Genomic DNA, 20,850 nt, shown 5'->3' on the forward strand with positions numbered 1-20,850 from the left:
TTCGCGCCGAGTCACACCAGCGGAGCCTACCATGCCCTTTACCCTTGCCACATGGAACATCAACTCGGTCCGATTGCGCGAACAGCTGGTGCTACGCATGCTGGCGGAACATGGACCGGACGTTCTGTGCCTGCAGGAGTGCAAAAGCCCGGTCGACAAGATTCCGACCGAAGGCTTTGCCGAGGCCGGATACAACCACATGGTTGCGCGGGGGCAGAAGGGCTACAACGGCGTGGCGATCCTGTCAAAGCTGCCTCTTGAGGATGTGGGCGACAAGGATTTTGCGGCACTCGGTCATGCCCGCCATGTTGCGGCGAAACTAGAGAACGGCACCACGATCCATAATTTCTACGTGCCTGCGGGTGGCGACAAACCTGACCGAACAATCAACGAAAAGTTTGGCCAGAAGCTCGATTACCTCGCCGAGATGCGTGACTGGTTCCATGAAGACAAACCTGAAAAGGCAATCCTTGTCGGTGACCTGAACATCGCGCCGCGCGAAGACGATGTCTGGGACCACAAGAAGCTGCTCAAGGTCGTCAGTCACACGCCGGTCGAGGTTGAAGCCTTCGGCGCGACGCAGGACGCCGGGCACTGGGTCGATATCACCCGGCAGGACATCCCCGAGGGCAACCTTTACAGTTGGTGGTCTTACCGCTCCCCCGATTGGGACACGGCAGACAAGGGACGCAGGCTTGATCACATCTGGGCCACGCCTGATATTTCCAACGCTGCGCACTCCAGCCATATCCAGCGGGTGGTGCGCGGTTGGGAGCAACCCAGCGACCATGCCCCGGTTTTTGCAACCTTTGACCTTTGATTCACGCGGCAAAGCGCTCATATAACCTTCAAACGCGAGCAAGCGAGGACTGAAGAAGATGGAATTAGACCTAACCGGCGCAGCGGGCGCCGACCTGATCATTGATAGCGACGAAGCCAGCTTTATGACCGACGTGGTCGAGGCGTCTCAGACGACCCCGATCATCGTGGATTTCTGGGCACCTTGGTGTGGCCCGTGCAAGACACTTGGCCCCATGCTGGAAGATGCCGTGCGCGCAGCCAAGGGCGCGGTCAAGATGGTTAAGGTCAACGTGGATGAGGCGCAAATGATCGCGGGCCAGCTGCAGATCCAGTCGATCCCGACGGTCTACGCCTTTCACAAGGGGCAGCCGATTGACGGTTTTCAGGGCGCGCAGCCGCAATCCGAGATCAAAGCATTCGTGGACCGCGTGGTGAAAGCGGCTGGCGGAGAAGCACCCGGTGACGGATTGGCCGAAGCAGTTGAGGCCGCAGAGGAAATGTTGGCCGAGGGTTCGGCGACGGACGCGGCACAGACGTTTGCAGCCGTGCTGGGTGAAGACCCGAACAACGCCGCCGCTTACGGCGGGATGGTTCGCGCGCATATCGCGATGGGTGAGTTGGATCAGGCCGAGGCGTTTCTGAATGGTGCACCGATCGAGATTTCTAAGGCACCGGAGCTTGAAGCCGCCCATGCACAGTTGCAACTGGCGCGGCAGGCCGCAGATGCCGGTCCAGTCGCCGATCTGACCGCTGCGGTCGAGGCAAACCCCGAAGATTTGCAGGCGCGTTTTGACCTTGCACAGGCCCTGTACGCAAACGGCGATGCGCCCGGTGCTGTGGATCACCTGCTTGAGCTTTTCAAACGGGATCGCGAGTGGAATGAAGGGGCGGCCAAGACCCAGCTCTTTACGATTTTCGACGCTTTGAAACCAAATGATCCGGTTGTTCTGAACGGACGGCGAAAATTGAGCTCGATGATATTTGCCTGATCAATTCGCAGCGCTACGTCCCCTTTCATGATCAAGCCAACAGACCTGCCAGATACAATCGCGATATTTCCGCTGGCGGGAGCATTGTTGCTGCCGCGTTCGCGGCTGCCATTGCATATTTTTGAACCGCGTTACCTTCAGATGATTGAAGATGCGCTTAAGACCGACGCACGGCTTATCGGGATGGTGCAGCCCAACACGGTTCTGGGACGAGACGGCCACGGCCTGCACACCATCGGCTGTGCCGGACGCATCACTCAGTTTTCCGAGACAGAGGATGGCCGTTACATGATCACCCTTGGTGGCGTGTCGCGGTTCCGTGTCGTGAAAGAAATCGAAGGTTTCACGCCTTACCGCCGGTGCGAAGTAAACTGGGAAGGCTTCGAAAGAGATCTGGGCAAGGACGAGGCTGACAATGGCTTTCAGCGCAAAAGCTTCCTCAATCTGCTGGGCCGCTACTTTGAAACGCGCGGCCTATCGGCCGATTGGGGCACGCTCAAGGAAGCGGATGATGAGTTGCTGATCAATTCGCTATCCATGATGCTGGATTTTGAAGCCGAAGATAAGCAGGCGTTGCTTGAGGCACCTTCGCTTGAAACCCGGCGCGAGACATTGGTGACCCTGATAGAATACGCCATGCGCGGCGGTCAGGACGAAGGAATGATGCAGTGAGCGATACCGAAGTACAGTTTGACCGCCGAATGCTTGAGGCGCTGATCTGTCCGCGCACGCAAACGACGCTGAGCTACGATGCCGAAAGGCAAGAACTGGTGTCAAAGGCCGCCGGGCTTGCCTATCCGATCCGCAATGGCATCCCGGTGATGCTGGTGGATGAGGCGCGGCGGCTCGATTAAAGCGCTTTGCCCTGCATCAGGCGGGGCAGATCACCGGTCAGACCCGCCGCTTCGCGAATGAAGCCCCGGCGCAAGCCCGGCAATGCATTTACCGCAGCCATACCGATGTCTCGTGCCATGCGGACAAGCGGGTTATTATTTGAGAACAGCCTGTTGAAGCTATCCGTGGCAAGCGCCAGCGTCGCATTATCGAACCGCCGCCACTCCTGATAGCGCAGCAGAGCGGCGTCAGAACCCACGTCCTCGCCCCGGCGTGCCGCGTCCGCGATCACCTCGGCCAATGCCGCCACATCGCGCAGCCCTGCGTTCAGTCCCTGACCTGCAATCGGATGCACCCCATGCGCAGCATCGCCCAAAAGTGCCACGCGGGGCGCGACCATCTCATGCGCAAGCGAAAGTCCCAAGGGGTAGGTATAGCGTGCACCCGCCAGTTTGATGTCGCCCAAAAAGCTGCCGAAACGAGGGCGCAGCACGTCGAGATAGGCCTCATCAGGCAGCGCATTGATCTGGGCTGCGTTGGCTGTCGTCTCGCTCCAGACGATTGACGACCTGTTGCCGGTCAGCGGCAGGATGGCCAGCGGCCCCGGCGGCATGAAGAACTGATGTGCCACGCCGTGGTGTGGCAGCTCATGTTCAATCGCACAGACCAGCGCTGTCTGCCCGTATCCCCATTCGATCCGTTTGATCCCCGCACGGGCACCGGTGCCCGTGCCACGGCCATCGGCGCCCACCGCAAGTTTTGCGCGCAAGCTCTTCCCGGATGCAAGTGTCATGGTAATTCCTGCCGCATCCACCTCTTGCGCGATCACCTTTTCACCGTCCATGCGGGTGATGTTTTGACAGCTCTCTACCGCCTCCAGCAGAACCCGACGCAAGTGCCGGTCTTCAACCATATACCCCATCGGGCCTTCTTCGATCTCGGCATGATCAAAGTGCATGAACATCGGTGCCGGCCCGTCGCCTGCACGCCCGTCGGTGACCTTGATCTCAAGCATCGGCTGGGCGTTGTCGATCAGGTCGCCCCAAATGCCGATACCCTCCAGCAACCGGGTCGAGGTCAGTGCCAGCGCATAGGACCGCCCGTCAAAGCCAGCATCCTTGCGCACCTTGTCTGCCAGCGCGTCGATCAACGTGATGGACTGACCTGTTTGGGCAAGCGCAAGTGCCAAGGCGGTGCCATTCAGCCCGCCGCCAATGATCGCGATATCGGTATCAAATTTCATGCCCCTCAATATGGTTGCAGGGCAGGGATTGTCCATGTGCGCAAGCGTCGCTACCTTCCGGTCAAATCATTAAAGAGGGGGTGCGCCATGCAAGAGTGGCTGACAATGACAGCGGCAGACCTGGGGCGCGGGATTGGCGAAGGCAAGATTGATCCGGTCGCGCTTTGCCAGACCTATCTGGATGCCATTGATGCACATCCGCTCAAGGACCGGATATATGCCCGTGTCACGGCTGATCGTGCCTTGGCAGAGGCCAAAGCGGCAGCGGAGCGGGCGGCGTCCGGATATCGCTTGTCGCCCTTGGACGGTGTTCCGATCTCGTGGAAAGACCTTTTCGACACGGCTGGTACCGTGACCGAAGCCGGATCGAAGCTGCTGGAAGGGCGGGTGCCCGACCACGATGCCGCGGTGCTGGTCAATGCAACCGCCGCCGGGCTTGTCTGTCTGGGCAAGACACATATGAGCGAACTGGCGTTTTCGGGGTTGGGTCACAACCCCAGCACAGCGACGCCACCATGCGTGAACAATGAAGCGGCAGTATCTGGGGGGTCGTCCTCCGGTGCGGCAGCGTCGGTTGCGTTCAATCTGGCGGCGGCTGGCATTGGAACGGATACGGGCGGGTCCGTGCGTATTCCTTCAGCGTGGAATGACCTCGTCGGCCTCAAGACCACTTCTGGACGGCTCTCGCTTGAAGGTGTTGTGCCTCTGGCCTTGAAATTCGACACTGTCGGTCCGCTGTGCCGATCCGTGGAAGACGCGGGCATTCTGATGGCGATCCTCGAAGGCGGCACACCGGCTGACCTGCGCCACGCCGATCTTAAAGGGCGTCGCTTTGGCATGCTGAGGACCGTTGCGCTTGAGGACATCCGCGATGAACCGCGCCTGGCGTTCGAGGCCGCAGTGGAAAAACTGCGCAATGCTGGAGCTGAGGTTGAGGAGATCGAGGTTCCGGAAGTGGCCGAAGCCATGACATTGGCCACCAGCCTGTTCACGACCGAAGCCTACGGCCTGTGGCGCGACGTGATCGAAGCGAACCCGGACAGGATGTACGAAGAAATCCTGATGCGTTTCCGGTTGGGCAAGAACCACACTGGCCCGGATTACGTAGCCGCCTGGGCCAAGCTGGATGCCTTGCGAGCGGCCTATGATGCCGCCACCGCTGGTTATGATGCAGTCCTGGCCCCCACAGCTCCAATCTTGCCGCCCGATCTGGCGCGGTTGGAAGAAGATCACGACTTCTATCTGACAGAGAATTTGCTGGCGCTGCGTAATACCCGGATTGGTAATCTGATGGGGCTGTGCGGCCTCACACTTCCTACGGACACGCCTTCTTGTGGTTTGATGATGCTTTGCCCACCAAATATGGAAGAACACCTTCTTCGTCTGGGGATTGCGGCAGAGGAAGCGCTGCGCTGAGATTGGCCTAAATGCCACAAACCCCTGTTTGCGTTCCGGTTTTTCTGGACGGCGACCGGGCGCTTGGGTACTTTGAAAGAAACGGGGCGATAACGATCCCGATCCGAGGCAGTTTTAGATGGTGTACCCAGAGCGGTTTTCGAACCTTCCGGCTCATGCTTGGCCGCGCCTGCGCGCTCTTTTAGACGTGCATGAGGGCGGTGGCCCGCTGATCCAGATGACAATTGGCGAGCCGAAACATGCGTTTCCGGCTTGGGTTACTGATGTCATCACGCAAAACGCCGCTGGGTTTAACAAGTATCCGCCGAACGATGGCTCTCCTGAACTCAAGTCTGCCATCGCGGGCTGGATCAAGCGGCGCTACGGGGTCGAGATGGATGCCGAAACAGAGGTTATGGCGCTGAACGGCACGCGCGAGGGGCTCTATAACGCGGTCATCGCGCTGTGTCCTGAGACGAAGCATGGCGAAAAACCCGCCGTGCTGATGCCGAACCCCTTTTATCAGGTCTATATGATCGCCGCAATTTCCGGCGCTGCCGATCCGATCATGGTGAATGCCACGGCTGAGACAGGTCATCTGCCGGACTTCGAAAACGTGCCCGAAGATGTGTTGCGCCGAACAGTCGCTACCTACATCTGTTCGCCCGCCAATCCGCAAGGGGCCGTGGCTGATCGTGATTACTGGGCGAAGCTGATCGCGCTGGCCGAGAAGTACGATTTCTTTATTTTTGCCGATGAGTGTTACTCCGAGATCTACCGCGACACGCCGCCCCCCGGTGCGATGGAAGTGGCCGAGGAACTGGGCACGGATCGCAACCGGGTGGTGATTTTCCATTCGCTCAGCAAACGGTCGAACCTGCCGGGACTGCGTTCCGGTTTCGTGGCGTCCGGTCCTGATACCATCCGCGAGATCAAGCAGCTGCGCAATTATGCCGGTGCACCGCTGCCGCTGCCGTTGCAGCAGGCCGCTGCCGCTGTCTGGACCGACGAGGAACACGTCAAGGAAAACCGCCGTCTCTATCTGGAGAAATACCAGATCGCCGACCGCATCCTTGGCAACGTGCCGGGCTATGTCAGTCCGGACGCCGGATTCTTCCTCTGGCTGCCGGTCGAGGATGATGAAGAAGCGGCAGTGAAGCTGTGGCGCGAGACAGGCGTCAAGGTGCTGCCCGGCGGGTATCTGGCGCAGGACGTACCGGGGCAGGAAAACCCCGGCAAGAAATACATAAGAGTGGCGCTGGTCGCGCCTGCGGATGAAACGGAACGCGGATTGGAGCTGATCCGCGACTGTCTTTATCCGGCATGAGTAAGAGGGACGAAAGCATGGCATATCAGACACGCGGGCGCGATCCATTGCTGGACAGCAACATGGCTGAAGCCATCGAGAAACGCGGCAAGGAACTGCTGGGTCTGGTGCTGATCCTATTCGGTGTGATGGCTGCGATGATGATCGGAAGCTATACGCCAGACGATCCCAACTGGATGGTGTCCACGGATGCCCCCGTGCAGAACTGGATGGGCCGGATGGGTGCGTCCATCGCGGCACCGCTGTTCATGATCGTGGGCTGGGGCGCTTGGGGCGTGGCCATTGTCCTGCTGGTCTGGGGCGTGCGTTTTGCACTGCACATGGGGCAGGATCGTGCCGTGGGGCGCCTGATCTTTGCACCGATTGCCTTGGCACTTGGCTCAATCTATGCAGCGACCCTCGCGCCGGGGCCGGAGTGGCTGCAAACACACAGCTTTGGTTTGGGGGGCCTTTTTGGCGACACCGTCATGGGGGCGATCCTGACGATCCTGCCCATTGGCTCCACCTTCACGGTCAAGTTGATGTCGCTGGTAATGGGCGTTGGTATCTTGGCACTGGGTGCTTTCGTGCTGGGCTTCACCAAGGTGGAGCTTGCCCGTATCGGGCGCTTCCTTCTGGTTGGTGTGATCATGGCCTATGCGCTTGTCATGGCGGCACTGGGCCGCAGTGTCAGCGGTGCTGTCCACGCAGGTCAGAAGCTGCACATCCGTCAGGCCGAGCGTCGCGAGCGCAACCGCATTGCAGCCGAGGAGCAGGCCGCGTTTGAAGCCAGCCAGCCGGTGATGACAACGCCAACTGCACCCGCACTGCCGCCAGAGCTTATGTTGACGGCTGAGGCTCCGGATCAGAAGACCGGGCTTTTGGCACGGATGCCCGGACTGATCAAACGGCCCGAACAGATGCCCGAACCGGAACTTGTAGAGCATTACAGCGATGTCGTCCTTGACGACATGCCGGGTGAGGACCGCATCAAGTCCAAGATCGCTGATGTCATCAAGAACCGCGTGCGCAGCACGACCGCCGTACATACCGCAACCACAGCACCCTTGACCAAAGGGCGCGGCCGCGGTCCCGATGCGCTGCTTTTGAACAGCGCACCGCAAACGCAGCTCAAGCCTGAACCGCCGCTTACCGCGTCTGCGCGAACGGTGCCTCCTGTAACCGCAACGAAGCTTTCCATCGATACTGTGGCACCTGCGGCTGTCGCAGTGCCGCCAGCCACGTCACAGGAAGCAGCCCTGCCATTGCAGGAAGCACCCGCGCCCGAAGTGCCGCCCATCCCCGTGGCCGAACCGCGCAACATCGTGCAGCAACCGACACGCAAGCCTGTTCAACCGTCCAAACAAGCCAAGGCAGAGGCGCAACCGACACTCAGCTTCGAAGAGACCCACCCCGGCTTTGAATTGCCTCCACTTAACCTCCTGGAAAACCCTGAGGAAATTCAGCGACTGCACCTGAGCGATGAAGCGTTGGAAGAAAATGCGCGCATGTTGGAATCGGTGCTGGATGATTACGGCGTGAAGGGCGAGATCGTCGCCGTCCGCCCCGGCCCGGTGGTGACCATGTACGAGCTTGAGCCCGCACCGGGCCTCAAGGCGTCCCGTGTCATTGGTCTTGCCGATGATATCGCCCGTTCGATGGCAGCCCTCTCTGCGCGTGTCTCAACCGTGCCGGGCCGCAGCGTCATCGGTATCGAACTGCCAAATGAGAACCGCGAAAAGGTTGTCCTGCGTGAGATTCTGTCAGCCCGAGATTTTGGCGACAGCAACATGCGGCTCCCGCTGGCGCTGGGCAAGGACATCGGCGGCGATCCGGTGGTCGCGAACCTTGCCAAGATGCCTCACCTGCTGATTGCGGGGACCACCGGCTCCGGTAAATCCGTTGCGATCAACACGATGATCCTGAGCTTGCTTTACAAGCTGACGCCCCAGGAATGTCGGTTGATCATGATCGACCCCAAGATGCTGGAACTTTCCGTCTATGACGGCATCCCGCACCTGCTGTCGCCGGTGGTGACAGACCCCAAGAAGGCGGTCGTAGCCCTCAAATGGGTCGTGGGCGAGATGGAAGAACGGTATCGCAAGATGTCCAAGATGGGCGTGCGGAACATCGAGGGTTTTAACGGTCGTGTGCGCGAGGCATTGGCCAAGGGCGAGATGTTCAGCCGCACCGTTCAAACCGGTTTCGACGAGGATACCGGCGAGCCGATTTTCGAGACCGAAGAGAACACCCCCGAGGCGCTCCCCTATATCGTCGTGATCGTGGACGAGATGGCAGACCTGATGATGGTCGCTGGCAAAGAGATCGAGGCTTGTATCCAGCGTCTGGCACAGATGGCGCGTGCCTCTGGCATTCATCTGATCATGGCGACACAGCGACCTTCCGTTGATGTGATCACCGGTACGATCAAGGCGAACTTCCCGACGCGGATTTCCTTCCAGGTAACCTCCAAGATCGACAGCCGCACGATCCTTGGCGAGATGGGAGCCGAACAACTGCTTGGTATGGGTGACATGCTTTACATGGCTGGCGGCGCCAAGATCACCCGCTGCCACGGACCTTTCGTCAGCGATGAAGAGGTCGAGGAAATCGTCAACCACCTCAAGCAGTTCGGAGAGCCGGATTACGTCTCTGGTGTGGTCGAAGGACCGGCAGAGGACTCCGAAGCGAGCATCGATGCTGTGCTGGGGCTGGGTGGCAATACTGACGGCGAAGACGCGCTTTATGATCAGGCGGTCGCGGTGGTTATCAAAGACCGCAAATGTTCCACCTCTTACATCCAACGTAAACTTGCGATCGGATACAACAAGGCGGCGCGACTGGTGGAGCAGATGGAAGATCAGGGTCTTGTGTCACCCGCAAACCACGTCGGCAAACGCGAAATACTCGTGCCAGAACAAGGCTAGGCTTACCTCCAAGGGTCAGGTTCCAAGGCACCATGGCACCGCCGGGCTTCTCTCTCCCGGCGGTGTTTTTCGTTTGGTTTCGAGTCGGCAAAAGGACCGTAACAGTCTGTTCGGGATACCAATGGCCCGGCTGACGAATGCTCAAAATTCTGGACGGAAGGTGCAGAAATGCCCTAGGCTGCCGGTGCAATCCCACTCTGCGACCTGTCACAAGGCCCATATTCAGCGGCCCTAAGGGGCGGGTGGGGCCATTTTGGCCTGCAATATTTTAAAACGATTATTTCAACGATCAAGTGATTGAAGGACAGACGTGCCAGCAGTTTTGGAACTGAACGTCACAGTAAGACGCGGACCCGTCGGCACATCCTGATCCTGCAGATCAGTGCGAAAAGGACCCTGCCATGGCAGAAGACAACGACCCGACAAAGAAATTTCTGGACGCGACCCAAAGGTATCAGACACGGTTACAGCATTTGTGGAAGACCGTTTTCAAGAAGGTGGCATCCTATCTGAAATCCTTGGTGGCTTTCATCACCAAGGTCACGAAAGCGGCCGCAAAACTGGCCATGACCGTGGGCAAAGCGGTGGTTGACAAGGTCATGGCTGCCGGAAAGCTGGTCGAACAGCTTATCAGCAAGATTCCGCAACTGATCAAGGCAGCCATGAAGCTGGGCAGAAAGATCATCGACCTGATCAAGAAAGCTTCCGATCCGAACAAGATCATCGGCACGCTGAAAAAACTGTTCACCCGCTATGTGAAGATGCTGAGAGAAATTTTCGGCGAGATCGCGCAATTGGTGAAACAACTGGATGTGATGGGGACACTTCTGGGCATCGTGAATTCCTTTAAAAAGGTCCTTCAGCTGGTGTTTGCGTGGATCGCGGATGTGACAAAGGCGAACGATGCCGTGATCCGGGCCAAGCGGATGCTTCAGAAAGCCATCAAGGAAATGAAGAAAGAGGTAAAAGAGGCCGAGAAGCTTCGCAAAGAGGTGATGAAGCTGAAGGTTGCGGCCTGACCTTTGTGCAATGCGCGAAAATCCGCGGCTTGATATCGCATATCAACCCCGGACGCCTTATGTCGTGATCAGCAATGACATACAGGTAAACATCATGCGTTTCTTCCGGTCTGCCATCCTTGGCCTTGGCATGGCGATCTTTCTTCCTCTGGCGGCTGCAGCGCAAAAGCTGCCGTTGAACGATATCTCCGCGTATCTCAACAAGCTCCAGACGGCCAAGGGAGAGTTCACCCAGATCAACGACGATGGCTCTATCAGCACGGGCACGATTTATATCAAGCGCCCCGGTAAGGTACGGTTCGAATATAACCCGCCTGAAAGCGCGCTGGTCGTGGCCGGCAGCAACACGGTCGTGATCTATGACAAGAAATCGAACCAGCCAGCAGAAAGCTATCCGCTGTCACGTACGCCGCTGTCGATCATCCTGGCGCGCAACGTGAACCTTGGTGCCGCGAACATGGTGACGGGCCACCGTTTTGACGGCACGGCCACGGTCGTCACCGCGCAGGACCCGCAGAACCCCGAATACGGCAACATCCAGCTGAAATTCACGGGCAATCCCGTTGAGCTGCGCCAGTGGGTGATCAACGATGGCAATGGGTCCCAGACGACAATTGTGTTGGGGGATCTGCAAGAGGGCGCAAACCTGCCCAACAGCCTGTTCGATGTCGGAAGCCCCGGTCAAGCGAACCGCTAAGGCCGGGGAGAAAACGCACTGAACGCCCCATGCTGCGGCAGTCGGGTGATCAAATTCATGACGTTTTTGCAGGGCGTCATGATGATCTGGCCAAAGCTGGACCGTTCATCAGACAAGCACCCAACCTGCAGGCTGATCAGCGCCGCAGGCGACATCCGTTGATCTGATCGCGGTACATGGACGAGCGGGCGTCAACCTTGGCTGCCACGCCGACCAACCACGCCTTGCGATTGTAGGTTCCGCGCGAGAATCCGGTGTGCCCCTCGTGATAGGCCAGATACTGGTTGCGGGCGTCGGCAAGCGATACACCGTTACGTTCGCGCGTCTGGTTGAAATACCAGCCCATGAAATCGGTGGCATCGTTAATCCGGTTGCGTCGCGCCGCGCGGCGATTCTGGTCCTTGCGGTATTCTTCCCAAGTGCCATCCAACGCCTGACTGTAGCCATAGGCGCTGGATTGACGTCCCATCGGGATCACCCCCAACACATACTTAAAAGGGGTTCGGGCGTCAGCGACGAATTTGCTCTCCTGATGGATCGTGGCCATCATTACGTGCATCGGCACGCCCCACTTACGTTCAACCTTGCGGAATGCCTTCAGATACTGCGGGCGCTCTTTGAGAATTGAGCAGGCGTTGTCCAGATTGCGCGGCGCAGACGACTGTCCACCACCGCAGGAGGCCACCAGCAATACAATTATCAGGGCGCGAAGGGTTTTGCTCATCTGCCTCTCGCTTTGTCTTTTTATATTTTTGTGCAGTTTAGCGGATTTTTCGCCCGCGTCACATCACATTTTTCAAAGCAGCACGGCCAAAAGCAGCGGCAACGCGCCGATAGACATCAGTGTCGAGACAACGACAAGCCCGGCGACGGACTGCGCGTCGGCGCCGTATTTCTCGGCCAGCATGTACGAGGTGACCGCCACCGGCGTCGCCACCTGCAACACCAGAATGCCAAAGGCTGCTTTGTCGAGCGCGAACCAATCCGCCGCAACCCATGCACAACCGATACAGATTGCCAGCTTGACCAGCGACAGCACCATGGCGCGACCAATGCCGCCCGGCGACAGGCGCGCAACGGCAACCCCAAGGGTGATCAGCATCAAGGGGATAGCCATCTGCCCAATCAGACCCAGCGTATTGTCCAGAAACGTGGGCAGCTTCCAGTCCTGCCAAAGGAACACTGCGCCCAGCACCGTAGCCCACATAAGCGGTTCTTTCAGGGCCTTGGTGAAGGATCCGGCCCCGGCAACCAGCCAGATGCCATAGGTGAATGACAAAAGCGCCATCACCGCAAAAACCACGACAGCATATTCCAGTCCGACCTCGCCAAAGGCAAAGAGGGCAAGCGGCAGGCCCAGATTGCCCGTATTCCCAAAGATCAGCGGCGCGGCATAAGTGCTTTGGTTCAGGCGGGCCACCCGGACAAGCACCAGCACGATCCCTGACACGGCGGCATAGGCGACAAGGCTGGCCAGCGTCAGTGTGGTCAAGGCGGCCGGATCAAGCGTGGTGTTCACCAGCGCGGTAAAGATCAGACAGGGCACGGCAAGGGTCATGGCAAGCCGCGTGACAAACTGCAGGCGGTATTCAAACCCCAGCTTGACCCAACCAAACCCAACGGCAGCCAACAAAAACACCGGGGCCACGATTTCCAATACCGTCAGAACAAGGGTCAACAGTCTGTTTCCTTCATTTCGCGGGACGTGATTGGACAAAACCCCCTTGAACCGAGTACTAACGAAAGGTAGGGGCTGCAATGTTATGCTACGCACACGTGCAAAATATCATCTCGGCCAGGTCGTCCGGCACAAGAAACACCCTTTTCGTGGGGTGATTTTTGACGTCGATCCTGAATTTGCAAACACGGAAGAATGGTACGAGGCGATCCCCGAAGACAGCCGTCCTGTAAAGGATCAGCCGTTTTATCACCTGTTGGCCGAGAATGACCAAAGCTACTACGTGGCCTATGTGTCAGAGCAGAACCTGGTCGCGGATTATTCCGGCGAACCGGTGGATCATCCTGATATTCCAGATCTTTTCGGGCCCTTCACCGATGGCGCCTATCCCCTGCATTTCCAACTGAACTGACGGCTGAAATCAGCTGCCTGTCAAGGCGCAACGCGTCCGTGGGTTATATGGTTTTCAATTTCTTGGAAAAGAAAGTCGTCGACACCGCGCACTGGGTGGGGGCTATTAAACGCGGTGCCGACGGAAGCCATATGCAGCTACAGCCACTGGTATGCTTTCTGACCAAGGCGCAAATGTGATGAGGTCTGGGCCATTGTGCGAAAGTTGGCGGCAGAAATGCGGCATGGTTAATTGAGTAAAGACGAAGCGGTAAATCTTACCGACTGCTCTGCAACGCGCTGACATCTTGAAGCGAATGCGCGCTTATTCTGGATCAGCCCGGCCTGTTGCCCCAAAAGCAATGCGCAATCTCAACTGGTTTTCCTGCCCGACGCGCCGATACTCAACGTCATGGGTCAGGTCCTTGATCAGAAACCAGCCAAATCCCCCTTCGGGCAGATCGACGATCGCCACATCTACCGGTTTTGGGCAGCCGACTGGCGCTTTGCCGTCGGGCATGGCGCGGCCGTTGTCCTTGATATCCAGCAGCCCGTCCTGGCTGCGCGCGCACCGGATATGGATGGGGCCGACAGGACCGATAGGAGGATAGGCATGTTCAAGGATGTTGTTCAGAACTTCGGCAAGAATGATTTGGACTGTGCCGGCCTGCTCCAGATCAAGGTGGAATGCGCCAAGCGCCGCAATGACCTCTTCAAGTGCGTCACGAATGGCAAATTCACCGCTGCGCACGCTGACGTCAAAGTTGGGCAACCCATCCAGCGACAGATCCATGATAGATTGGACCACGATGTTCGGGTCAGACCCGTTGGGCATCCACTGCGTCCTCTAACGTCGGGAAGATCTGGAACACACTATCCATTCGGGTCAGCCGAAACACCTTGTCAACCATCGGGGTAAGCCCGGCCAGATGCAGCGTGCGTTCCGGTGCGAGGTTCTTCATTGCTGCCACGATGGCACCCAGACCGCTGGAATCGATAAAGTCGACTTCACTCAGGTTAAGGATCACCTGCGGTGGCGCAACTGCTGTTTGCGTTCGCAACGCGTCCTTAAAGGCAACGGCCACTGGCGCATCGATGCGTTGCTCCTGCACGGTGACGATACAGATATCCCCTTCTGTTCTGACGGACATTTCCATAAACAGACCCCGCAAGCTTGGTGATTGTTCGGCATAGGGTAAAATGCTTACCAAGAGATAAGCGGTCTGATGAATGGAGATGGATATGCGAAACGTGGTAATTGCTGGTGCGGCGCGGACCCCGATGGGGGGATTCCAAGGGGCGTTCGAAGGCGTCAAGGCTGCTGAGCTTGGCGGTGCGGCTATCCGTGCCGCGCTTGAGAACGCCGGTCCTGCAACGGTTCAGGAAGTTCTCATGGGCTGTGTTCTGCCGGCAGGCCAAGGGCAGGCACCGGCGCGGCAGGCCGGTTTCGCCGCCGGTCTGGGTGAGGACGTGCCCGCGACCACGCTAAACAAAATGTGCGGGTCCGGGATGAAGGCCGCGATGGTGGGATTCGATCAGATCGCGCTGGGCCACACGGACGTCATGGTCGCCGGCGGCATGGAAAGCATGACCAACGCACCTTACGTCCTGCCCAAAATGCGCGGAGGCGCGCGATTGGGTCATGCGCAGGTGATTGACCATATGTTTCTTGATGGTCTGGAGGACGCCTATGACAAGGGCCGCCTGATGGGCACCTTTGCCGAGGATTGCGCCGAGACCTACCAATTCACACGCGAAAAGCAGGATGAATATGCTCTCAGATCGCTTTCGCGCGCGCTTGAGGCGCAGGAAAGCGGCGCGTTCGCGCAAGAGATCGCGCCTTTCGAGGTGAAGTCGCGCAAAGGGTCCGTGACCGTTTCAGCGGATGAACAACCGGCCTCAGCACGCCCCGACAAGATTCCAAATCTAAAGCCCGCTTTCCGCGAAGGCGGTACAGTAACGGCGGCGAACTCTTCCTCCATTTCGGACGGCGCCGCAGCCCTCGTGTTGGCCTCCGAAGAGGCGGCGAAAGAGCAGGGTCTGAATATCCGTGCCCGGATTATCGGCCATGCAAGCCACGCGCAGGCACCGGGCTTGTTCACCACAGCCCCCGTCCCTGCCGCACGAAAGTTGCTGGAGCGTATCGGCTGGGCCACAGAAGACGTGGATCTTTGGGAGGTGAACGAGGCTTTTGCCGTGGTCCCCATGGCCTTCATGCATGAGATGGGTCTGTCCCATGACATCGTTAACGTGAACGGCGGTGCCTGCGCGCTGGGCCACCCTATCGGCGCATCGGGCGCGCGGATCATGGTCACGCTGCTGAACGCGCTGGAAAAGCGCAACCTCAAACGCGGTGTCGCGGCGATCTGCATCGGCGGCGGTGAAGGCACGGCGATTGCCATCGAAAGGGTCTGATCCCTTTGGCAGGCACCTGATTTGCCTGTTGCACTGGGTGGATCAGCAGGAGGCAAGGCGCCTCCTGCTGCGTCGTCAGAGGTGATCATCTCCCCCGTCATCCAGAAAACGTCAGGAAAGCAGATCAGGTCATCCAAATACACGTGAAATAATTCTGGATTTTTTCACGCGACTCGATCAGAGTGAAATTCAGGGATAGAATTTCACGGACCTGCCATGCAGCACAGCAGACCAGATGGACCAACCACGCTTGGCGCGGATCTGCGGGCGCTGCGCAAAAGCAGGGGCCTCACGCTGATCGACATGGCGGATACGCTTGGTAGGTCCGTTGGCTGGCTCAGTCAGGTCGAACGGGACATTTCCGAACCATCCATCACCGACCTGCGCCATATTGCGGCGGCGCTTGATGTGTCGATCTCAATGTTGTTCCGGCACGCAGCAGCCCCCGCGCATGAGGCAGGTCACGTCGTGCGCCGCGACGCGCGCCGAACCATTGGCTCACATATGGCCGGTCTGGTCGAGGAACTGCTCTCGCCGGACCTGACGGATGATTTCGAGATGGTGCATTCCACCTTTCAACCGCGCAGCCGCATCAAGGAGGCGGTGACACGCCCGACTCAGGAGGTGGGCTATGTCCTGTCTGGAAAACTGGAAATTGAAATCGCAGGGCTGACCCACCTGATCAATCCCGGTGACAGCTTCCGTATCCGAGGAGAACCTTTTCGTTGGTCCAACCCCTTTGATGGACCCGCCGTGGCCATCTGGGTCATCGCCCCGCCGGTGTACTAAGCCATGAGCTTTGACGCCTGGCTGATATTCGCGCTGTTCTGGGTGGTTTTCGTCACCACGCCGGGGCCCAATGCAGTCAATTGCATCACCAACGGCATGACGTTGGGTTTCCGCAAGTCTTTGATTGGCGTGCTGGCGATCCTGACGCAGGCCTCGTTGTTCCTGCTGCTTTCTGCCTTTGGTGTCACGGCGCTTATCGCTGCGTCTGAAACGGCGTTCACCATTGCCAAGTACATCGGGGCAGGGTTCCTGATCTATCTCGGCGTCCGCGGCTGGATCATGTCCAAGACACCGCCGGTGGTAAATGAACGGCCAGCCCGCAGCATCTATTTGCACGCATTCGCCATAGCGACGATCAATCCGAAAAGCGTCGCGGGATACCTTGCCGCCTTTTCGCAATTCGTGCAGCCCGACGTGCCGATCTGGCAGCAGATGGGCATTATCGTGCCAACAGCGCTCACCATCACTGCGTTGAGTTATTCTACTTTCACCGCTCTGGGGGCGGGGATTGGCCACGCGGCCCTTGGCGCGGTTTTCAACGTCTGGTTTCGGCGGGTCATGTCGATTTGTTTTATTGGTTACGGGATGCTCTTGGGCAGTGCCGCAACACCGGTGAGGGCCTGAAATGCTTGAGGGAAGCTGTAACTGCAAGGCCATCCGGTTCGACGTGAGGGGCAACTGGAAAGGGGCCTCAAACTGTCACTGTGGCCAGTGTCGCAAGCAGTCGGGCCACGTCTGGGCGTCTGCATTCGCGCCGGTGACAGACATCCAAATCAGCGGCGACCCCCGCTGGTACCGCTCAAGCGACAGCGCCAAGCGGGGTTTCTGCCCCACCTTCGGCGCATTCCTTTTTTGGAAGCACGACGCCGAAGACACGATGAGCTTTGCGCTTGGCGCGCTTGATGGCCCAACGGGCCTGCATCTGGAAAAACACATCTTTGTCGCTGACAAGGGCGACTATTACGACATTGCTGACGGCCTGCCGCAGCACGACCAATAACGGAGCATCCTATGGCTGATTTCCCAACAACGGCCCGCGTGGTCATCATCGGCGGCGGTGTAGTCGGCACCTCGACCCTCTATCATCTGGCCAAGGCGGGCTGGGCCGACTGCGTACTGCTGGAAAAGAACGAACTCACCGCTGGCTCCACATGGCACGCGGCGGGTAACGTCCCCAACTTTGCAGGCTCCTGGGCTGTGATGAACATGCAGCGCTATGCAGCCGCGATGTACCGCACGCTGGGCGAGGACGTGGATTACCCGATGAACTATCATGTCACCGGCTCCATCCGTCTGGGTCATTCCAAAGAGCGAATGCAGGAATTTGAGCGGGTCGCGTCGATGGGGGCGTATCAGGGGCTTGAGATGACGATCTGTACGCCTGATGAGCTGAAGGAAATGCACCCGTTCATGGAAACGCATGATCTGGCCGGTGGCCTTTGGGATCCGCTGGACGGCGATATCGACCCTGCGCAGCTGACGCAGGCCATGGCCAAGGGCGCGCGCGATCTGGGCGCGCGGATCGAACGGTTCTGCCCCGCGATTGGTATTGAACGGGATGGCGATGAATGGATCGTCAAGACACCCAAGGGTGACATCCGTTGCGAATATGTTGCGAACTGTGCCGGATATTATGCGCAGCGCGTGGGCGAGATGTTCAAACCTTTCGGCGGGCGCACCGTTCCGATGGTCACCATGTCTCATCAGTATTTCCTGACGGAACCTATCCCGGAACTGGAAGCATGGACCAAGGAGAAGGGTCACAAGGTCCCGCTGCTGCGCGACGTCGATACCTCTTACTACCTTCGTCAGGACAAAAGTGGCCTGAACCTTGGCCCGTACGAGCGGAACTGCAAGGCACACTGGGTCACACCGGACGATCCAATGCCGGAGGATTTCAGCTTCCAACTGTATCCCGACGATCTGGAGCGGCTGGAATACTACATCGAGGACGCCATGGCGCGCGTGCCGATCCTTGGCACTGCTGGCGTGGGCCGCAACATCAACGGCCCCATTCCCTATGCGCCCGATGGCCTGCCGATGGTTGGCCCCATGCCGGGTGTCAGAAATGCCTTCGAGGGGCATTGCTTTACTTTCGGCATCGCGCAGGGCGGTGGCGCGGGTAAGGTGCTGTCGGAATGGATCATGCACGGCGAGACCGAGATGGACATGTGGGCCGTCGATCCGCGTCGCTACACCGATTACACCGATCACGATCACTGCCTTGCCAAGGCGCTGGAAACCTACGGCCACGAATATGCCATGCATTTCCCGCACCACGCATGGCCCGCAGGACGTGACAAGAAACTGTCGCCGGTGCACGACCGCGTCATCGCGGCAGGTGGCCAGATGGGTGCCTACAACGGCTGGGAACGCGCCAACTGGTTTGCGCAGGAGGGCGACGACACGTCCGAGGAATCGACCCAGACGTGGGACCGCAATGGCCCCTGGGCCAAGCGCGTGAAGGAAGAGGTCGAAGCCGTGCGTGACAGTGTGGGCGTGCTGGACCTGCCGGGCTTTTCCCGTTTCAACCTCAGCGGTGAGGGTGCCGCTGAATGGCTCCGTGGCCGCATTGCCGGGGCCTTGCCAAAGGTGGGCCGCATGAACTTGGCCTATTTTCCTGACAGCCGGGGCCGCATCCTGACTGAGATGTCGCTGATGCGCCACGGGGAGGATCACTTCACTCTGATCACCGCTGCCACTGCGCAGTGGCATGATTACGAAATCCTGTCGCGCAATCTGCCCGATGGCCTGTCGCTGACCGACCACACGACGGAATATTCCACGCTGATTGTCACCGGGCCCAAGTCGCGCGACCTGTTCGAGGGGTTGGGCACCGAAGCTGACCTGAGCGCCTCATGGCTCTCTCTGCAGCCGGCCAAGGTCAGTGGCGTCGACTGCGCACTGGCGCGGGTATCCTTCGCGGGCGAACTTGGCTGGGAAATCCATGCTGCCAATGCGAACATCCCAGCGCTTTACGATGCGGTTGTCGGTGCGGGGGCCAAGCCCTTCGGCATGTGGGCGCTGAACTCCATGCGGATGGAAAAAGGCTACCGGGCGTGGAAGGGCGACCTGTCCACGGACTACTCCCTGCTCGAAGCGGGCCTCGACCGGTTCGTCAAGTTGGACAAGCCACAGGATTTCCCCGGCAAGGCAGCACTTTTGGCGGAAACGCAGCAGGGCGTGAAAAAACGTTTTGTCACGCTCATTGTCGATGCCGGTGATCAGGACGCGCCGTATATGTCGACCGTCTGGCACAATGGCGAGGTCGTGGGCGAAACCACCTCTGGCGATTGGGGCTACCGGGTGGACAAGTCTATCGCGCTTGGCATGGTTCGGGCGGAACTGGCCGAACCCGGCACTGAGGTCGAGATCAATATCTTTGGCAAGATCTGCAAGGCTACCGTGCAACCGGATCAACCGCTTTGGGATCCCGAAAACGCGCGGATCCGCGCATGACCGATATCACCCTTCTTGATGGCGGCATGGGGCAGGAACTGGTCCACCGGGCAGGCGACAAGCCGACGCCGCTCTGGTCCACACAGGTAATGATCGACCACCCCGGTCTGGTGGCTGATGTCCACCGGGATTTCACCGCAGCCGGGGCGACCGTTGCAACGACGAACACCTACGCTGTCCATCACGACAGGCTGGCGGGCACACCGCTTGAGGACCGTTTTGCCGATCTGCTGACCATGGCGCTGGCTGAGGCACGTGTCAGCGGGGCCAAACGCATCGCTGGGGCCATCGGTCCACTGGTCGCATCCTATCGGCCTGATCTGCACCCAGACGCAGACACCGCTGCGCCGATCTACGCGGAGATCGCGCAGATGATTGGCCCGTCCTGCGATCTGATTATCTGCGAGACCGTGGCCTCGGTCACCCATGCAGAAGCGGTCCTGCGTGGCGCCTCCGCCTCAGGCAGGCCGGTCTGGCTGGCGCTGACGGTTCAGGACAGCGACGGCTCCAAGCTGCGCTCTGGCGAAGCTCTGGCCGACGCGCTGCCCTACGCCGAAGCGGGTGCGTCGGCGGTCCTGGTTAATTGCTCTGCCCCCGAAGCAATCCCGGCGGCCCTTGACGTCTTCAAAGCGGGCAAGCTGCCTTTCGGGGCCTACGCCAATGCGTTTGAGCAGATCACGGAAGACTTCCTGAAAGACAAACCCACCGTTGATGCCTTGCAAAAACGCCGTGACATGACCCCCGAAGCCTATGCCGATCACGCGATGGCATGGGTCGATCAGGGCGCCACCATCGTCGGGGGCTGCTGCGAGGTCAGCCCCGCCCATATTGCCGAAATCGCCCGTCGCCTGCGCGCGGCTGGTCATACCATTGTCTAGCGCGCCTTGGCGCGACATCTTCTAAAGGAT

At 59.0% G+C, this 20,850-nt stretch carries 21 protein-coding genes; 16 read left to right on the forward strand and 5 right to left on the reverse strand.

Features of this window, described 5'->3' with window-relative positions; translation table 11 throughout:
• Nucleotides 1-31: 31 nt before the first annotated feature.
• From GV827_RS09820 to GV827_RS09835, 4 genes are read left to right on the forward strand one after another with little or no spacing between them, the layout of a single operon-like run.
• Nucleotides 32-820 carry an exodeoxyribonuclease III gene (locus GV827_RS09820; protein WP_164353634.1) on the forward strand — a complete coding sequence of 263 codons (789 nt, stop codon included), beginning with the start codon at nt 32-34 and terminating at the stop codon, nt 818-820.
• 58 nt (nt 821-878) lie between these two features.
• Nucleotides 879-1,790, forward strand: coding sequence for a thioredoxin (trxA, locus tag GV827_RS09825; protein ID WP_164353635.1), 912 nt, complete (start codon nt 879-881; stop codon nt 1,788-1,790).
• Nucleotides 1,791-1,817: 27 nt separating this feature from the next.
• On the forward strand, nt 1,818-2,462 hold the full coding sequence (locus GV827_RS09830) for an LON peptidase substrate-binding domain-containing protein (protein ID WP_164353636.1): 645 nt from the start codon (nt 1,818-1,820) through the stop codon (nt 2,460-2,462).
• A gap of 29 nt (nt 2,463-2,491) precedes the next feature.
• The gene (locus tag GV827_RS09835; protein ID WP_204325835.1) at nt 2,492-2,644 is read left to right on the forward strand and encodes a Trm112 family protein; all 153 of its coding nucleotides are present in this window, start codon (nt 2,492-2,494) and stop codon (nt 2,642-2,644) included.
• Here the strand turns inward: GV827_RS09835 and GV827_RS09840 are convergent.
• Nucleotides 2,641-3,867, reverse strand: coding sequence for an FAD-dependent monooxygenase (locus tag GV827_RS09840; RefSeq protein WP_164353638.1), 1,227 nt, complete (start codon nt 3,865-3,867; stop codon nt 2,641-2,643). The genes GV827_RS09835 and GV827_RS09840 overlap by 4 nt on opposite strands.
• A gap of 87 nt (nt 3,868-3,954) precedes the next feature.
• On the opposite strand from GV827_RS09840, the gene GV827_RS09845 reads away from it, so the two are divergent.
• The 5 genes from GV827_RS09845 (at nt 3,955) to GV827_RS09865 (ending at nt 11,211) form a co-directional block, all read left to right on the forward strand.
• Nucleotides 3,955-5,283: an amidase gene (locus GV827_RS09845; RefSeq protein WP_164353639.1), complete on the forward strand. Its 1,329-nt coding sequence runs from the start codon at nt 3,955-3,957 to the stop codon at nt 5,281-5,283.
• A 118-nt stretch (nt 5,284-5,401) separates the two neighbouring features.
• Nucleotides 5,402-6,589: an aminotransferase class I/II-fold pyridoxal phosphate-dependent enzyme gene (locus GV827_RS09850; RefSeq protein ID WP_164353640.1), complete on the forward strand. Its 1,188-nt coding sequence runs from the start codon at nt 5,402-5,404 to the stop codon at nt 6,587-6,589.
• A gap of 17 nt (nt 6,590-6,606) precedes the next feature.
• A complete protein-coding gene (locus GV827_RS09855; protein ID WP_164353641.1) occupies nt 6,607-9,495 on the forward strand; it encodes a DNA translocase FtsK in 2,889 nt (962 codons plus the stop codon).
• A gap of 401 nt (nt 9,496-9,896) precedes the next feature.
• Nucleotides 9,897-10,514, forward strand: a complete 618-nt coding sequence (locus GV827_RS09860; protein WP_164353642.1) for a hypothetical protein — start codon at nt 9,897-9,899, stop codon at nt 10,512-10,514.
• Between the two features lie 94 nt (nt 10,515-10,608).
• Complete coding sequence (locus tag GV827_RS09865) at nt 10,609-11,211, forward strand: LolA family protein (protein ID WP_164353844.1); 603 nt, start codon at nt 10,609-10,611, stop codon at nt 11,209-11,211.
• 136 nt (nt 11,212-11,347) lie between these two features.
• On the opposite strand, the gene GV827_RS09870 is transcribed toward GV827_RS09865, so the two are convergent.
• Together GV827_RS09870 and GV827_RS09875 are read right to left on the reverse strand one after the other, a co-directional pair.
• The gene (locus GV827_RS09870; RefSeq protein ID WP_164353643.1) at nt 11,348-11,935 is read right to left on the reverse strand and encodes a transglycosylase SLT domain-containing protein; all 588 of its coding nucleotides are present in this window, start codon (nt 11,933-11,935) and stop codon (nt 11,348-11,350) included.
• A 72-nt stretch (nt 11,936-12,007) separates the two neighbouring features.
• Entirely contained in the window at nt 12,008-12,889 is an 882-nt protein-coding gene (locus tag GV827_RS09875; RefSeq protein WP_164353644.1) for an AEC family transporter, read from the reverse strand.
• Between the two features lie 85 nt (nt 12,890-12,974).
• On the opposite strand from GV827_RS09875, the gene hspQ reads away from it, so the two are divergent.
• On the forward strand, nt 12,975-13,301 hold the full coding sequence (hspQ, locus tag GV827_RS09880) for a heat shock protein HspQ (RefSeq protein ID WP_164353645.1): 327 nt from the start codon (nt 12,975-12,977) through the stop codon (nt 13,299-13,301).
• A gap of 303 nt (nt 13,302-13,604) precedes the next feature.
• Here hspQ and GV827_RS09885 read toward each other — a convergent pair whose 3' ends face one another.
• Both GV827_RS09885 and GV827_RS09890 read right to left on the reverse strand, forming a co-directional pair.
• The gene (locus tag GV827_RS09885) at nt 13,605-14,114 is read right to left on the reverse strand and encodes an ATP-binding protein (protein WP_235930313.1); all 510 of its coding nucleotides are present in this window, start codon (nt 14,112-14,114) and stop codon (nt 13,605-13,607) included.
• A complete protein-coding gene (locus GV827_RS09890; RefSeq protein ID WP_164353646.1) occupies nt 14,098-14,436 on the reverse strand; it encodes an STAS domain-containing protein in 339 nt (112 codons plus the stop codon). The genes GV827_RS09885 and GV827_RS09890 overlap by 17 nt, the downstream gene beginning before the upstream one ends.
• Before the next feature lie 85 nt (nt 14,437-14,521).
• Between GV827_RS09890 and GV827_RS09895 the strand changes: the two genes are divergently transcribed.
• From GV827_RS09895 to GV827_RS09920, 6 genes are all read left to right on the forward strand, one after another.
• Entirely contained in the window at nt 14,522-15,694 is a 1,173-nt protein-coding gene (locus GV827_RS09895) for a thiolase family protein (RefSeq protein ID WP_164353647.1), read from the forward strand.
• A gap of 216 nt (nt 15,695-15,910) precedes the next feature.
• The gene (locus tag GV827_RS09900; protein ID WP_164353648.1) at nt 15,911-16,483 is read left to right on the forward strand and encodes a helix-turn-helix domain-containing protein; all 573 of its coding nucleotides are present in this window, start codon (nt 15,911-15,913) and stop codon (nt 16,481-16,483) included.
• 3 nt (nt 16,484-16,486) lie between these two features.
• Nucleotides 16,487-17,107, forward strand: coding sequence for a LysE family translocator (locus tag GV827_RS09905; protein ID WP_164353649.1), 621 nt, complete (start codon nt 16,487-16,489; stop codon nt 17,105-17,107).
• 1 nt (nt 17,108) lies between these two features.
• A complete protein-coding gene (locus GV827_RS09910; RefSeq protein WP_164353650.1) occupies nt 17,109-17,483 on the forward strand; it encodes a GFA family protein in 375 nt (124 codons plus the stop codon).
• Nucleotides 17,484-17,494: 11 nt separating this feature from the next.
• Nucleotides 17,495-19,942, forward strand: coding sequence for a GcvT family protein (locus GV827_RS09915; protein ID WP_164353651.1), 2,448 nt, complete (start codon nt 17,495-17,497; stop codon nt 19,940-19,942).
• Nucleotides 19,939-20,820 (forward strand): homocysteine S-methyltransferase family protein, encoded by an 882-nt coding sequence (locus tag GV827_RS09920; RefSeq protein ID WP_164353652.1) that lies wholly within the window; start codon nt 19,939-19,941, stop codon nt 20,818-20,820. Before GV827_RS09915 ends, GV827_RS09920 begins: the two co-directional genes overlap by 4 nt.
• Nucleotides 20,821-20,850 lie beyond the last annotated feature (30 nt).

It is taken from the genome of Sulfitobacter sediminilitoris (assembly GCF_010667575.1).
GTDB lineage: Bacteria > Pseudomonadota > Alphaproteobacteria > Rhodobacterales > Rhodobacteraceae > Sulfitobacter > Sulfitobacter sediminilitoris.